Annotated in this window: 12 protein-coding genes and 3 pseudogenes; 11 read left to right on the top strand and 4 right to left on the bottom strand. The window is 63.2% G+C overall.

Going from position 1 to position 13,814, the window contains the following annotated elements; all coding sequences use genetic code 11:
• The 8 genes and pseudogenes from FJ423_RS33555 to FJ423_RS15365 all read left to right on the top strand — a co-directional run.
• Window positions 1-306 (top strand): annotated as a pseudogene (locus tag FJ423_RS33555) (ferredoxin).
• A 48-nt stretch (window positions 307-354) separates the two neighbouring features.
• Complete coding sequence (locus FJ423_RS33550) at window positions 355-783, top strand: SDR family NAD(P)-dependent oxidoreductase (protein WP_084015904.1); 429 nt, start codon at window positions 355-357, stop codon at window positions 781-783.
• Window positions 780-905, top strand: a complete 126-nt coding sequence (locus tag FJ423_RS34610) for a hypothetical protein (RefSeq protein ID WP_263483495.1) — start codon at window positions 780-782, stop codon at window positions 903-905. The genes FJ423_RS33550 and FJ423_RS34610 overlap by 4 nt, the downstream gene beginning before the upstream one ends.
• Before the next feature lie 8 nt (window positions 906-913).
• Window positions 914-2,257, top strand: a complete 1,344-nt coding sequence (locus tag FJ423_RS15385) for a cytochrome P450 (protein WP_064994225.1) — start codon at window positions 914-916, stop codon at window positions 2,255-2,257.
• A gap of 151 nt (window positions 2,258-2,408) precedes the next feature.
• Window positions 2,409-3,407, top strand: a complete 999-nt coding sequence (locus FJ423_RS15380; RefSeq protein ID WP_064994191.1) for a polyprenyl synthetase family protein — start codon at window positions 2,409-2,411, stop codon at window positions 3,405-3,407.
• 297 nt (window positions 3,408-3,704) lie between these two features.
• A complete protein-coding gene (locus FJ423_RS15375; RefSeq protein WP_064994192.1) occupies window positions 3,705-5,255 on the top strand; it encodes a hypothetical protein in 1,551 nt (516 codons plus the stop codon).
• A pseudogene (locus FJ423_RS15370) lies at window positions 5,252-5,461 on the top strand (hypothetical protein); the annotation flags it as partial. The gene FJ423_RS15375 and the pseudogene FJ423_RS15370, both read left to right, overlap by 4 nt.
• Window positions 5,461-6,069 (top strand): annotated as a pseudogene (locus FJ423_RS15365) (alpha-hydroxy-acid oxidizing protein); the annotation flags it as partial. The pseudogenes FJ423_RS15370 and FJ423_RS15365, both read left to right, overlap by 1 nt.
• A 936-nt stretch (window positions 6,070-7,005) precedes the next feature.
• On the opposite strand, the gene FJ423_RS15360 reads toward FJ423_RS15365, so the two are convergent.
• Window positions 7,006-7,314 (bottom strand): hypothetical protein, encoded by a 309-nt coding sequence (locus FJ423_RS15360; protein WP_064994193.1) that lies wholly within the window; start codon window positions 7,312-7,314, stop codon window positions 7,006-7,008.
• Window positions 7,315-7,469: 155 nt separating this feature from the next.
• Between FJ423_RS15360 and FJ423_RS34795 the strand changes: the two genes are divergently transcribed.
• Window positions 7,470-8,585 (top strand): response regulator, encoded by a 1,116-nt coding sequence (locus FJ423_RS34795; RefSeq protein ID WP_064994194.1) that lies wholly within the window; start codon window positions 7,470-7,472, stop codon window positions 8,583-8,585.
• Window positions 8,586-8,812: 227 nt separating this feature from the next.
• Here the strand turns inward: FJ423_RS34795 and FJ423_RS15350 are convergent, their stop codons facing one another.
• Both FJ423_RS15350 and FJ423_RS15345 read right to left on the bottom strand, forming a co-directional pair.
• Window positions 8,813-9,058: a hypothetical protein gene (locus FJ423_RS15350; protein ID WP_064994195.1), complete on the bottom strand. Its 246-nt coding sequence runs from the start codon at window positions 9,056-9,058 to the stop codon at window positions 8,813-8,815.
• Between the two features lie 342 nt (window positions 9,059-9,400).
• Complete coding sequence (locus tag FJ423_RS15345) at window positions 9,401-10,105, bottom strand: DsbA family protein (RefSeq protein WP_064994196.1); 705 nt, start codon at window positions 10,103-10,105, stop codon at window positions 9,401-9,403.
• Between the two features lie 781 nt (window positions 10,106-10,886).
• On the opposite strand from FJ423_RS15345, the gene FJ423_RS15340 reads away from it, so the two are divergent.
• Together FJ423_RS15340 and FJ423_RS33875 are read left to right on the top strand one after the other, a co-directional pair.
• Window positions 10,887-11,063 carry a hypothetical protein gene (locus FJ423_RS15340; protein WP_224655962.1) on the top strand — a complete coding sequence of 59 codons (177 nt, stop codon included), beginning with the start codon at window positions 10,887-10,889 and terminating at the stop codon, window positions 11,061-11,063.
• 1,915 nt (window positions 11,064-12,978) lie between these two features.
• Window positions 12,979-13,197: a hypothetical protein gene (locus FJ423_RS33875; protein WP_064994199.1), complete on the top strand. Its 219-nt coding sequence runs from the start codon at window positions 12,979-12,981 to the stop codon at window positions 13,195-13,197.
• Between the two features lie 171 nt (window positions 13,198-13,368).
• On the opposite strand, the gene FJ423_RS15335 is transcribed toward FJ423_RS33875, so the two are convergent.
• Window positions 13,369-13,653: a hypothetical protein gene (locus FJ423_RS15335; protein ID WP_064994200.1), complete on the bottom strand. Its 285-nt coding sequence runs from the start codon at window positions 13,651-13,653 to the stop codon at window positions 13,369-13,371.
• Window positions 13,654-13,814: the final 161 nt, after the last annotated feature.

Raw genomic sequence — 13,814 nt, 5'->3', positions numbered from 1 at the left:
ATGCGCGTCGTGGTCGACCAGGATCTGTGCGGAACCACCGGGCAGTGCGTGCTTACGCTGCCGGGCACCTTTCGCCAGCGCGAACCGGACGGCGTGGCTGAAGTGTGCGTGGCGACGGTCCCGCAGGCGTTGCACGTCGCCGTGCGGCTCGCGGCCAGCCAGTGCCCGGTCGCCGCCATTCGGGTCATCGAAAGCGACGCTGGCGATGACGAGCGCGCCAGCGCCGACGCTGCGCCTTCTCGGCGGAACCCGAGCGGCATGCCGCGAAAGACCAACAATCCAGAAGGACACGATGGGACGGTTTGAAGGCAAGGTGGCCGTGGTGACCGGCGCCAGCGCCGGCATCGGCAAGGCATGCGCCCTCGCCATCGCGCCGAGGGCGGCAGAGTGGTGGTGGCCGACATTGATGGCTCGGCGACCATCGCCTGCACCGCGCAGATCACGGCCGAAGCGGGCCACGCGCTGGCCCTGGCCATGGACATCGCCGATGCGCAGGCGGTGGCAGCGCTGTTCCAGACGGCGGAGCGGCATTTCGGTGAGGTCGGCTGCGTGAACAACGCGAGCTATGCATCTGACCCCGCGCGAGCGCGCGATGCTCGACCTGGATCTGGCGGTCTGGATCAGACCATGGCGACCAATCTGCGCGGCACGCTGCTCTGCTGCCGGCAGGCCATCCGACGGCTGATCGCCCGCGGCGGTGGCGCGATCGTCAACATGTCGTCGTGCCAGGGCTCAGCGGTGACACCGCCCAGACGTCCTACCCCGCGTCGAAGGCGGCGATGAACATGCTGTCGGCCTCGCACGCCATGCTGGCGCATGTGCGGACGTACGCCGACGGTGGCAACAGCCGCGCCGCGCGGCCTGCCGGCGACACCGTCGAAGCGGCCGCGGCGCCGCGCTGCTGATGGAGCTGATGAACATGCTGCTCAACCCGCTGAACCGTCGCCACCGGCTGCGGCACGACATCCCGGTCGTGCCCGGCGCTTTCCCCCTGGTCGGGCATCTTCCCGCCATCATCTGCGACCTGCCGCGCCTGCTGCGGCGCGCGGAACGGACGCTGGGCAGCTACTTCTGGCTGGATTTCGGCCCTGCCGGACACCTGATGACCTGCATGGATCCGGACGCGTTCGCACTGCTTCGGCACAAGGACGTGTCCTCGGCGCTGATCGAAGGGATCGCGCCCGAATTGCTTGGTGGAACGATGGTCGCCCAGGACGGCGGCGCGCACCGGCAGGCGCGCGATGCGATCAAGCCGGCGTTCCTGCCCAAGGGGCTGACCCAGGCCGGCATCGGCGACCTGTTCGAGCCCGTCATCCGGGCGCGTGTGCAGGCGTGGCGCGACCGCGGCGACGTAGCCATCCTGCGTGAAACCGGCGACCTGATGCTAAAGCTCATCTTCCGCCTCATGGGAGTCCCCGCGCAGGACCTGCCGGGATGGCATCGCAAGTACCGGCACCTGGTGCAGTTGATCGTCGCGCCCCCGATCGACCTGCCCGGACTGCCCTTGCGGCGCGGCCGCGCCGCCCGCGACTGGATCGACGCGCAGTTGCGCCAGTTCATCCGCGACGCGCGCGCGCATGCCGCGCGCACCGGGTTGATCAAGGACATGGTGAGCGCCTTCGATCGCAGCGACGATGCGCTCTCCGATGACGTCCTGGTCGCCAATATCCGCTTGCTGCTGCTTGGCGGTCACGAGACCACCGCCTCGACGATGGCCTGGATGGTGATCGAGCTGGCGCGGCAGCCTGTGCTGTGGGACGCCCTGGTCGAAGAGGCGCAACGCGTGGGCGCGGTGCCGACCCGGCACGCGGACCTAGCGCAGTGTCCGGTCGCCGAGGCGCTGTTCCGCGAGACGCTGCGCCTGCATCCGGCGGTCACGCTCCTGCCGCGTCAAGCGCTGCAGGAATTGCAACTCGGCCAATGGCGCATTCCCGCGGGTACCCATCTGTGCATCCCGCTGCTGCATTTCTCGACCTCGGCGCTGCTGCACGAGGCGCCTGATCAGTTCCGCCTGGCGCGATGGCTGCAACGCACGGACCCGATCCGGCCGGTGGACATGCTGCAGTTCGGTACCGGCCCACACGTCTGCATCGGCTACCACCTGGTATGGCTGGAACTAGTGCAGTTCTGCATCGCCTTGGCCCTGACCATGCACAAGGCCGGGGTGCGGCCGCGGTTGCTGAGCGACGTCGAAAAAGGCCGGCGCTATTACCCGACCGCAAATCCGTCCATGAAAATCCGCATCGGATTCTCATGAGCTGGCATCGCATGCCCCGTGTGGCGAGGCAGCGGCGAGCGACGCGCAGCATTGCTGCACTCGGCGCGCGCGCTCGGTGCGACGCCGGCAACAGCGCGGCGGTCGCCGCTCTCCGAGGCCGTCTCCTGTCAGGCACAAGGACATGAACAACATGCAAGCCGGTTCCAAGCCACATGACGACCGAACTGGCGTTTCCGCGATCGGGGGATTGGGCGCGCAGGCGCGCGGCGCATCCGGCAGGCTGCTGCCGGAGATCTGGATGCAGGACGGCGCAAAGGGGGTCGAACAGGCGCTGGCGCGTCTTCTGTGCGCCGAAGACGATGGCGAGACCGAGCTGATGGCGGCGATGCGCTACGCCACCTTGCATGGCGGGAAGCGCACGCGCGCCTTGCTCTGTCTGGCTGCCGGCGCACTGGCCGATACGCCGGCGCACGTGCTCGAGGACGTCGGCGCCGCCATCGAGATGATCCACGCCTGTACCCTGGTCCACGACGACCTGCCCGCGATGGACAACGACGTGCTTCGCCGCGGCCTTCCGACTGTGCACGTCAAGTTCGGCGAAGCCACTGCGATCCTGGTCGGCGATGCGCTGCAGGCGCACGCCTTCCTCACCCTGGCGAGCCTGGATGCGCCGGGCGACAACCGTATCGCGCTCGTGCACGAACTGGCACAGGCGGTGTCCGCCGAGGGTGCCGCAGGCGGGCAGGCCAAGGATCTGTCGCTGGTCGGAAAGCATGTCGAGCTGGACAGGATCGTGGCGATGCACCGGATGAAGAGCGGAGCGCTGGTGCGCGCGTCCGTTCGCATGGGCGCGCTATGCGCCATCACGGAGGATGCCGCGCACGCCGCGCTGTACAGTGCGCTCGATCGCTACAGCGCCTGTTTCGGCCTGGCGCTGCAGGTGGTTGACGACATTCTCGACGCGACAGCGGATGCCGCGACGCTGGGCAAGACACCCGGCAAGGACGCTGCGGCGCAGAAGCCGACCTGCGCGTCGATCATGGGGCTGCAAGCAGCGCGCCAGTTTGCGCTGGATCTGTTGCGCGACGCCGGGGAGGCCATCGCCCCGCTGGGGCCGCGTGCGGAACCGTTGGCGCAGATGCTGCAGCGGGCCACCGCGTATCTGTTAAAGCACGCGCCATGCGCATGAGGCGCCCCGTCCGCATGGAGTCGCCCCTGTGCCGCGCGATCGGCCGGCGACAGCGGTGGATGCTGCACTCTGTCCGAGTCCGCGGCGCCGATCGCAGCGGTTGCCCAGCACGGCCGTGTCACGCGGCGCGCGGCGCTAGCCTATTGGGCGAACCGACGCCAGCCGCGCGTCGCCGCGCCGGAGCAGGGCGGCCGTCCGGCGCTGCCCACGCGCCTGGCCGCGACGGGCCTGCGGCGACGTGCGCGGCGTCTGCCCGATCTTGGTTCTCGTCAACCTTCTGCAGAAGGAACATCCCGCGTGAACGCGCTGTCCGAACAGATCCTTTCCGAATTGCGCCACTTGCTGAGCGAGATGAGCGACGGCGGCAGCGTCGGTCCGTCCGTCTACGACACGGCGCGAGCGCTGCAGTTCCACGGCAACGTCACCGGTCGGCAGGACGCATACGCCTGGCTGATCGCGCAGCAACAGGCCGATGGCGGATGGGGAAGCGCGGACTTCCCGCTGTTTCGCCATGCGCCCACGTGGGCGGCGTTGCTGGCATTGCAGCGCGCTGACCCTCTTCCCGGCGCTGCCGACGCAGTCCAGGCTGCAACCCGGTTCCTCGAACGCCAACCCGATCCCTACGCGCATGCGGTGCCGGAAGACGCGCCGATCGGCGCGGAGCTGATCCTGCCGCAGTTGTGCGGCGAGGCCGCATCCTTGCTGGGCAGCATGGCGTTTCCGCGCCACCCGGCGCTGTTGCCGTTGCGGCAAGCCTGCCTGGTCAAGCTGGGGGCGGTGGCGACGTTGCCGAGCGGCCATCCATTGCTGCACTCCTGGGAAGCCTGGGGGACGTCGCCGACCACCGCATGCCCGGATGAAGACGGCAGCATCGGCATCAGTCCGGCGGCCACCGCCGCGTGGCGTGCGCACGCCGTGACACAAGGGAGCAGGCCGCAGGTCGGGTGCGCCGACGCGTATCTGCAGGCGGCATCGCGGGCGACGCGCAGCTGCATCGAAGGTGTCGTTCCCAGCGTCTGGCCGATCAATGTGTTTGAGCCATGCTGGTCGCTGTACACCCTGCATCTGGCCGGGCTGTTCGCGCATCCCGCGCTCGCCGAGGCGATGCGCGTGATCGTCGCGCAGCTCGACGCCCGCCTGGGCGTGCGCGGTCTGGGCCCGGCCTTGCACTTCGCGGCCGATGCGGACGACACCGCCGTTGCGTTGTGCGTCCTGCGCCTTGCAGGCCGCGACCCGGCGGTCGATGCGTTGCGCCATTTCGAAATCGGCGAGCTGTTCGTCACCTTTCCCGGCGAGCGCAATGCCTCAGTGTCGACCAACATACATGCCCTGCATGCATTGCGACTATTGGGAAAGCCCGACGCCGGCACCGGCGCCTACGTCGAGGCCAATCGCAACCCACACGGTCTATGGGACAACGAAAAATGGCACGTTTCGTGGCTGTATCCCACCGCGCATGCGGTCGCTGCGCTGGCGCAAGGCAAGCCCCAGTGGCGCGACGAGCGCGCGCTAGCGGCGCTGCTGCAGGCGCAGCGTGACGACGGCGGCTGGGGCGCCGGTCGCGCGTCCACATTCGAGGAAACCGCCTATGCGCTGTTCGCGTTGCACGTGATGGACGGGAGCGAAGAGCCGACAGAGCGCCGGCGCATCGCGCAGGCGGTGGGGCGTGCGCTGGAGTGGATGCTCGCCCGCCATGCGGCGCATGCCTTACCGCAGACGCCGCTGTGGATCGGCAAGGAACTGTATTGCCCCATCCGGGTCGTGCGCGTGGCCGAACTCGCCGGGTTGTGGCTGGCGCTTCATTGGGGGCGGCGCGTCCTGGCCGGGGGAGCAGGAGCGTCGCCATGATCCAGACCGAACGGGCGTTGCAGCAGGTGCTGGAGTGGGGGCGTTCCCTGACCGGGTTCGCCGACGAGCATGCGATGGAAGCGGTCAGGGGCGGCCAGTACATCCTGCAGCGCATCCACCCGAGCCTGCGTGAGACCAGCGCCCGCACCGGCCGCGATCCGCAGGACGAAATGCTGATCGTGACGTTCTATCGCGAACTGGCGCTGCGCTGGAGGCCGATGGACTCATCGTCCATCTCAATCCGCTGCAGGAAGCGGTACAGCCGGAGGGCGACAGCGACTGGCGCGGCGTCCTGGCGCAGATCGCTCGCGCCGCGCGTTGCGTGGGCGTGCCGATCGTGGCCAAGGAAGTGGGGTCGGGCCTGTCCGCCTCGGTGGCCTGTGTGCTCGTCGAGGCGGGCGTGGCGGTGATCGATGTCGCCGGCGCCGGCGGCACCTGTTGGGCCGCGGTGGAGGGCGAGCGCGCCCGCGATGCCGCCGACCGTGCAGTGGCGCTGGCCTTCGCCGATTGGGGGATTCCGACCCCGGCCAGCGTGCAGGCGGTACGTCGGGCGCTGCCGGCGGTGAAGCTGATCGCGTCGGGCGGAATCCGCGACGGCGTCGACGTGGCCAAGGCCATTCGCCTGGGCGCGGACATCGCTGGGCAGGCGGCCGGCGTGCTGCGCGCGGCGACGGTGTCCACCGAGGCGGTTGTCGCGCATTTCGAGATCGTCATCCGCCAGTTGGCCGTCGCCTGTTTCTGCACCGGCTCGGCCGATCTGGCGGCATTACGTCAGGCGCGCTTGTTGCCCTCGGCGCATCTGCCCGCCGGTTGATGCGGGCGTCGTCCGCACGTGGCGGCGGGGCACCTAGAAGGCCGCTGAAATACCTACGCCAGCCCGATCCGGCTTATGGTCAATGAAGCGCGAATACGTGCACATCCAACTTAAGAGACGGCAGGAAGCCGCCGCGTCGCAGGAAGGAGCCGGGTAATCTTCGCCGCCCTGCCCTGTCGGTTCATTCAGCGGTGGCGGCGCACACTGCCACCTGCCCGAACGGAGATTGGCTCCGGCAAGAGCTTTTTCCGCTGCGAAGTGGCGAGCGACGCGGAAGCATGATTGGGAACGCGAACACTCGGCGACGAAAATCCTGAAGCAGCGGGCGAGCATTCATTGTCCCTTTCCTAGGCAGTTAGCAGCAGCAGCAGTCCTAGGGCCAACGCGATGGGACCCAAGAGAAGGCAGGCCGGAACAACGCTCCTTCCAATGCAATTGCGAATTTTGGACGTTTGCTTTGGCCGCATTCTGACGACGGTTTCCTGTCAAGCGACGCACGCGTGGGCGGCGCATTCAGACATTGAATGGTGATGGCTCGAACGAAGTTCTCGTTGTACTGACCCTTCCGAGCCCGCCGCCGATAAAAAAGCGCGATCTGAGCCGACGGATTTGCAAGCAGACACGGGCCCCCTCGCCCCCTTCGGATGCTGCCAGCCGGTGATGGCCACGAGTGCTGTCTAGGTTAGCAAGATCCTCTTCCATGCTCCCGACGGATTGTGGCCAGGTAGCGCGATTTACGCTTGGTCATGCACTCAGGACTTGAAGATCCTGCACTCAGGATATGACAGTGCATCCTTGGCATCGCGGGCGCATGAATAAGGCGGGATTTCGATGATGAGGGCCGCAGCGGGCATTGGCAGTTCGCTCGTGCTGATCATATTTCATCCACGAAGAATAACACCACTAGGCCAATCTCGAGGCTACAGTGGAACAATCCTAAGACAGGGCTTCCAGACATTGTAGGTGACGCATCGCTTTATCCTTAGCCCCCTGCGCCGGCACCACCCACACGCGCGAAGCTACGCGGTCGAAGTGCGTTTCGACGGTTGCCCATCGACTCGACGCCATCTGACCCGCCGTCTTCCCTCTAATCAAACGGAGGTGCCTTTGCTCCGCTTCAGGCTTGGTCAGTACGGCTTGGCGCGGTTGCCATTCGGCGATCCCAACCTCTAAGTTCCCGGCGGCCGGTGCAGCACCGACGATGGTCGCATAAAGAGAAAGTGCCGTGATCAAGATGACGTTCATAACTTGCCTCTAATCGGTTGTTATAATCACCGCCCTTCTGGCACGCGCACCTGACGGCAGCCTGAAAGCCGCCGGAACATTTGCGCTACGGCGTTCAGCCTATTGTCAGGTTCCGTCAATAGGGCACGAACCCTGCCCAATTATTGGAGCTCGGCATGCGAATTTTGCTCATTGAAGACAGCGAGGACTTTGGCAGCGCTGTACGAGAACATATGATAGCTGATGGCCACGCGGTTGAATGGGCCAAGGACCTGTCCGAAGCGCGGTATCACGCAAGTGGGATTCCCTACGGGCTTGTTCTGCTCGATATTAACCTGCCAGACGGTAACGGCCTGGACTACTTGCGGGAGATGAGGAAGGGGCGTGATTCGACACCCGTCATCATCGTGACAGCTCGCCATACGGTCGAGGACCGCATCGAGGGGCTCAATGCTGGTGCCGCCGACTACTTGGTCAAGCCGTTCGATCCCCGCGAACTTTCCGCGCGCATTCATGCCGTGGCGCGTAGTCACGGGAACTTCCCGAAGCCATATTCTGTCGGGGCGCTGTCCATAAACGCGGCTGAGCGGCGCGTCGCCCTCGACGGGCAGCCGGTCAACCTGACTGCACGCGAATGGGCGATTCTCGACTGCGTTCTATCCCGACCCGGAGCGGTAGTTTTGAAGAGGAAGATCGAGGAAGAACTCCTTTCCTTAGGTTCGGAAAGTGAGAGCAATACCGTGGAGGTTTATGTTAGCCGGCTCCGCAAGAAGATCGGCAGGGACCGAATAGCGACACTGCGTGGCTTGGGGTACAGTTTCGTGGAAGAATCACGGAACGGCCTCGGAGACCCTGTCGATCTTGTCCAAAAGGTTCGGTCAGTCGTTGATGACTTCTTGAAAAAGCCGTGGTTTGCCGGACGGCTAATCCTTGACGTCGACGGCTGCCCCGCCTGGGAGTGCAAAGCAGACCACGCCGTTAGAATTCCCGTCGTGCTTCGATGCCTCATCGACAACGCACTCACACATGGACTGCCCGATATCCCGACGACAGTTTCCGTCAGAGCTGATGGAACCATCGCCATTGTAAACGCAGGACCGGTGGTGCCCCTCCCAGACCTTGACGAGATAACAGAGCGTTTTGTGCGTCTGGCGACTCGGGCAACTGTCCCAGGCCAGGGTCTACCCGTCGCTAATTATGTTATCAAGAAGGTCGGTGGCAGCCTTGAACTTGCCTCGCCTGCCACGGGTCGCGGGGATGGTTTTGAGGCGATTATTCGAATCCCTCGATGACCCTGGTTTGCTGCAGCGACCAGGTTGGGCGTAGGAAGCATTGTACGCTGCTGGGCAACGGGAATGTCAAACAGGGGCGGTAACCAAACCCGCGGTGGGCCGGCTCGCCAGAGGAAGGCAGCTTTGGCGGGGCACACCACATCCCAATCCACTGGCGTGAGACAAGCATGCCACGGCCCCGCCCCAAGCCAACCCGTTCGGCAGAGCTCGGCGCTTCCTTGAGCTAATCATAGTCTTCCATATGGCTGTTGCCGGAGAACCGAAGACGGCTTGCTGAAATGATCCAGTTGTTCCAGACCTCGGCCTTTAGCCCTAGTCAGCACCGGCGCGCCGGTTTCCCAGATCAATTTGCTGACACGATTGCCCCCTTCGTCATAGACAAACTCGTTGCCCTTCGGCCAGGTGTAGCCAACGCCACCAAGAAACACGACGCTCCTGTCGGGCACTGAATAGATGGTCGAATGCGCCGCCATTTGTGCAGAACGTGCCGAAAGCAAGAATAGCAAATGATGATGTGCAGCGATTCATGGGGCCGCCTCCTCAGGATAGCCGTTGGTGATCTCTCGTTGAACGACGGCGGCTCTCAGCGACCGTTCGCAGACGTTGTTTGTCGCGGCGACCATTCCTGGGCATTGGTGCAAAGACGTTGAACTCCGATGCGATGTTCAGGACGGCTTAGTCATTGCCCTTTGCCCGGTGCGTTGCATAGCACCGCGCGGGCCGCCCACTACCGCGTTGCCGGGCCATATTGAGATTTGGCCCGGCACGAGAGGCGGCACTCGTGGCCAGAGAGGTTGCACCGGCGGCCAGCCCTGTCAAAATGCCGAAGTTGGTGATCCGGCAGGACGCCTATGCTTTTCCCGCTCGTTGGCGAGGTAGCGGTCCAAATAGTGCATGTTAGCCGCACCTGAAACCACTCGTTTGCCGACAACGACCGCCGGCCCGCCGTGGATGGACAGCTTCTTGGCGAGCGCGGAATTGTGCTTGACGGTGTTTACGATTCCGGGGTCCTTGATGTCCCGCTTGAGTCGCTCAACGTCGAGGCCCTCGTCTCGTGCGATATCCAAAATGTCGGATCCGCTGAGCCGGAGGCTAGTAGCCATTAGGCGGTGATGGAACGCCTCAAATTTTCCCTGTTTGCTGGCGGCGAGCACCGCCCGTGCAGCAAATTTGGAACCCGGTCTCGTGCTCGAATAAGGTATGTAGTAAACCTTCAGCTCGGGATCATGCTTGAGGGCTTGCTGGATCGTACGGTCTACCGCGCGGCGCTGCGGGTCGTTGGAGTCCAAAAATACGGCGATATGGTGGTCGCCATTTGGGTTGCCAGCAGTTGGCGCAGCTGGGTCGTTGAAGAGTGCGTCGTGCCGGTCTGAAATGACCTTCTCCCTATCCTTGCGGAGCTGGCTATTGTATTCGTGCTGGAGCACTAAGTGTGTGACAGTTGGACCATATTTCGCCAGCAGGGAAACCAGCAGCAGTAGGGCTGAAAGGGCGATCCGGCCGGCTTTTAGATTAATCATGGGGAGTTCCAATTAACGGTGAATGGCAGGGCAGTAACAGCCGGCTTGTGACACCCGGACCTGACAGCAGCCTGACAACCTCAGGACATTTGCGTCACGCGGCGTTGAGCGTAGAGTCACGTTCAGAAAGACTCCGCCCTCGAACTGTCGCCCGGCCCCCCTGATGCCACTACGCTCGTCGAAGACGGCAAGGATCTTGGCCGCGGCTGTACGCGAACTTACGATGGTGGCCACGCGGTCGATTGGGCCAAGGTCCTGTCCAAAGCGCGGTTTCGCGGGCCCAGCGCTAGCCACGCGGTCGGCGATCCTTCTGTCGTGAATTTTACTCATGCTGCCGGCGAGCGCCGCCATGCCCCGGTGACGCCGACGATATCACCTTAAGCGGCAAGCGCTTCCCGTAAACTGGCGTTCGATGTCGGACAATGTCGGATCGGCAACATAGCAGAATCCGATTACTCACGTTGCCGAGACGAGTTTCTTGTTTGGCACGGCATGTGCGCGATCCCGCAAACGCCTCACAGACTAAAGAGAAGTCATCCGATGATCACCCACCAAAGAATGCCCTCACATTGATTCACTCAAGATGACGCTCGCGTCTGGCCTCGCAAAATACTGATGGCTCAGTTGGCCCTGCGCTGCCCACCGATCCAGTTTGTCCCGCAAGGGCGTCGAGGACGCAGCATCGGCAAAATGAGGGGCAACTCCTTTGCCTCGAACTTTGCGCATCGCCCGGCAACTACAAGCTAGGCGGTCGATGAACCTTCGGTCTGGCGCTTCGGTTATGGCGGCCAGCGATGACATCAAGGCGACGAATTTTCTGCTCGACAAAGGCATGGAAGTGGTCCTAGTCCCCGATCACCGCGCGCCAACTATCACCCATATGGTGCGGTACAAGATCGGCAGCGCCGACGAGCCCGCCCGGGAAATTCGGCGAACGGGCATTTCCTCGAGCATCTGATTGGCGGCGGCGATCAATCATGCCGCCGGCGAGTTGGACCGCCCGGCGGTCGATATCGGCGGATCGCTGCATGCTTCCAGCTCTCACGCCTGTACCGCCGCGCGGTGTTGCAGCTCGGCGCGCCACATGGCGATGGCGACGGGCCGTGCGCAATGTAATGACATTCGACCGGTTCTGACCCGCTCGGGAAAGGATGGCATTCGAGATGAACTCGCTGGCATTGTCGCTGGCGAGGAGCCGGCCCAATTCCCGGGCAGTCAACTGCCCTCGACCGTGCCGATTAGCGCGCCTTTGCCATGCCGGCGGATTAGCGTGGCCGACCTTACTTCGGCGTGACGCAAGCAATTTCTGCACCAGACGCGCAAGGTATGCCACTCCCTCAAACCGCTCAGCGGCACCTCTAGTCTATGCCGGCATGTAGGCTGCTCCCATCGCGACGGCGTGCGGCAACTCTTCTGGGTCTTGACCCTGTCGGCGATATTATCCGACCGAGGCCAAAAACCTCGCGGCTGTACGCGAACTTACGATGGTGGCGACGCGGTCGATTGGCCAAGGTCCTGTCCGAAGCGCGGTGTTGCGGGCCCAGCGCTAGCCACGCGGTCGGCGATCCTTCTGTCGTGAATTTTACTCATGCTGCCGGCGAGCGCCGCTATGCCCCGGTACGACGATATCACCTTAAGCGGCAAGCGCTTCCCTTAAACTGGCGTTCGATGTCGGACAATGTTGGATCGGCAACATAGCAGAGTCCGATTACTCACGTTGCCGAGACGAGTTTCCTGTTTGGCACGGCATGTGCGATCCCGCAAACGCCTCACAGACTAAAGAGAAGTCATCCGATGATCACCCACCAAAGAATGCGCTCACATTGATTCACTCAAGATGACGCTCGCGTCAGGTCTCGCAAAATACTGATGGCTCAGCTGGCCCTGCGCTGCCCACGCATCCATTTTGTCCCGCAAGTGCGTCGAGGACGCAGCATCGGCGAAATGAGGGGCAACTCACACTTCGCCTCGAACTTTGCCCATCGCCGGTAACGTGGAACTTCGGTCTGGCTGGGTGCACAAGGCCACATTTTGCGACGGCGCTGACCTTCGCGACCACCGCTTCGGTTCTGGCGGTCACCAATGACAGAGCCGGTCGATCGCAGCCCGGGCCAGCTTCTCTCCGGAATGAGCGTCAACGAGCGCGACTCTGCGGCAGGCAAAATGTCAGGTTCACTACAACCTATATCTGAGCACCGTCGAGGTTTTCAAAGCAAACGGCGCTTATTGGGCGCTGAGGTGTTGGCACGGCCTTTGCAAATTGGAGGTGGCAACATCGAGCGAGGTGTTTCGCCTTGTTGCCGGACAGCGAAGTCAAAGCTTCGGAAGGTTTCAGCGGGAAGGAACTCAAAGGATAATTGCGTTCTCTCTGCCGGCAAGGATGAAGAGAACGAGCACGGTAGCATACGCGGTTGATTACGTTGGCGTAATTTACTGCACAATTTTTCTTGTCTTTTGGTTACCCATCTCTCGATGAGAGCATAAACAGAAGAGAAAACAATGAGTGCTGAAGGTAAAAAGAGACGCGGTGTATCTGGCCTCTCAAATGCGCGGAATATTGCATTCCGCTATGGTGGTAGGCCTTCAAACTACAGTTTGGCGATAGGGCACACGACTCATCCGCGTCTGGGCGGTTCGCTGTTCCTCAACGCTATGATCCTGGGGCAAATGCTGCCAGGATTTAACCCAAGTGAACGTATGTTGAAGGCTGCGGACGCTTGTATTGAGGTATGCCCCGCTCTTGGTGCGCCTTTCCACTGAAAGAAGCCGAGAAACCGCAAATGACTTGGCAGATGGTATGAACCCAATTGTAGGCGGGCTGTGCCGCCCTTCGTCTTTGGCATCGTCCGTCTTGTACTCCCAGAAATGGAACAGTGATTGGCTTCCATAACAACAACATCGGACCGTCCGGCGTCGAGATAGCCTGCCTGGCGCCTCGCAATCGCCGTATCGACGTCGGCGGTGAAATAGCTCTCCTCGCCAAAGAGATCGAGGAGGATCTGGCGGGGATAGATCGCAAACAGCGCGAACTTCGGTGGCATCAACTGTCCCGTGCAGCCATGCCTCCATTCGGCCCGCGGCGCGGCGCGTAGGTTGTTGAACAGCGACAGCCATTCCTTCTACCCGTTCCTTGGTCGCTAGCGTCAACTATGCGCTCTCTCGGCCTCGAGCTCGCGGCGGCAGGTATTGCCGATTGCGCCACGGCGCCGCCTGCCTTGGGCAACTGGGCGAACCCGTTGCGCGACTTCACCCGATGTTCTCGATTAGCGAGGGTGAGAGAGCGGCCACATCGTCGCCGGTTCATGATGGCGCGCAGGTCTTCCCGGCTTGCGCTCATCGGCGATTTGTCTTTGCGGCGTGGTGACGCCGCCGTCCGGCGACGATGTCGAAAGTGTCTGGACTGCCGTTTTTGGGACCAACAGCGACTGGAGGATGCTGCGCCGGCGGATGGACGGCACGACATCGGATATGTCCGGCGCCCGCTTGCCGTCTCGCACGTCGAAAGGTGACAAGGTGAGCTCGCCAACGCCAATATAAGCGAGTTGCATGTGATGGACTCCGCCTCCGTCCGAACCTCTGCCAGACCGCCGAGGGAGCCGGTTGCGCCAAGTAGCGCAGGTTATCCGTCAGGCCACTGAGGGATGCCGAGACTGCTGATGGCTTCGGCATCCAAGATGTGACCTTCACTGTGGGCCCCTGCGGCGTAGAC

The organism is Mesorhizobium sp. B2-8-9, assembly GCF_006439475.1.
Lineage (GTDB): Bacteria > Pseudomonadota > Alphaproteobacteria > Rhizobiales > Rhizobiaceae > Mesorhizobium.
This window is presented reverse-complemented; position numbering and strand designations above follow the sequence as displayed.

Excerpts from the sequence above, each read along its gene's own strand:
- FJ423_RS34795 (WP_064994194.1), top strand. The coding sequence starts at position 7,470 with ATGCGAATTTTGCTCATTGAAGACAGCGAGGACTTTGGCAGCGCTGTA.
- FJ423_RS15345 (WP_064994196.1), bottom strand. The coding sequence starts at position 10,105 with ATGATTAATCTAAAAGCCGGCCGGATCGCCCTTTCAGCCCTACTGCTG.
- FJ423_RS15380 (WP_064994191.1), top strand. The coding sequence starts at position 2,409 with ATGCAAGCCGGTTCCAAGCCACATGACGACCGAACTGGCGTTTCCGCG.
- FJ423_RS33550 (WP_084015904.1), top strand. The coding sequence starts at position 355 with ATGCGCCCTCGCCATCGCGCCGAGGGCGGCAGAGTGGTGGTGGCCGAC.
- FJ423_RS15335 (WP_064994200.1), bottom strand. The coding sequence starts at position 13,653 with ATGCAACTCGCTTATATTGGCGTTGGCGAGCTCACCTTGTCACCTTTC.
- FJ423_RS34610 (WP_263483495.1), top strand. The coding sequence starts at position 780 with ATGAACATGCTGTCGGCCTCGCACGCCATGCTGGCGCATGTGCGGACG.
- FJ423_RS15340 (WP_224655962.1), top strand. The coding sequence starts at position 10,887 with ATGGCGGCCAGCGATGACATCAAGGCGACGAATTTTCTGCTCGACAAA.
- FJ423_RS15385 (WP_064994225.1), top strand. The coding sequence starts at position 914 with ATGAACATGCTGCTCAACCCGCTGAACCGTCGCCACCGGCTGCGGCAC.
- FJ423_RS15360 (WP_064994193.1), bottom strand. The coding sequence starts at position 7,314 with ATGAACGTCATCTTGATCACGGCACTTTCTCTTTATGCGACCATCGTC.
- FJ423_RS15350 (WP_064994195.1), bottom strand. The coding sequence starts at position 9,058 with ATGGCGGCGCATTCGACCATCTATTCAGTGCCCGACAGGAGCGTCGTG.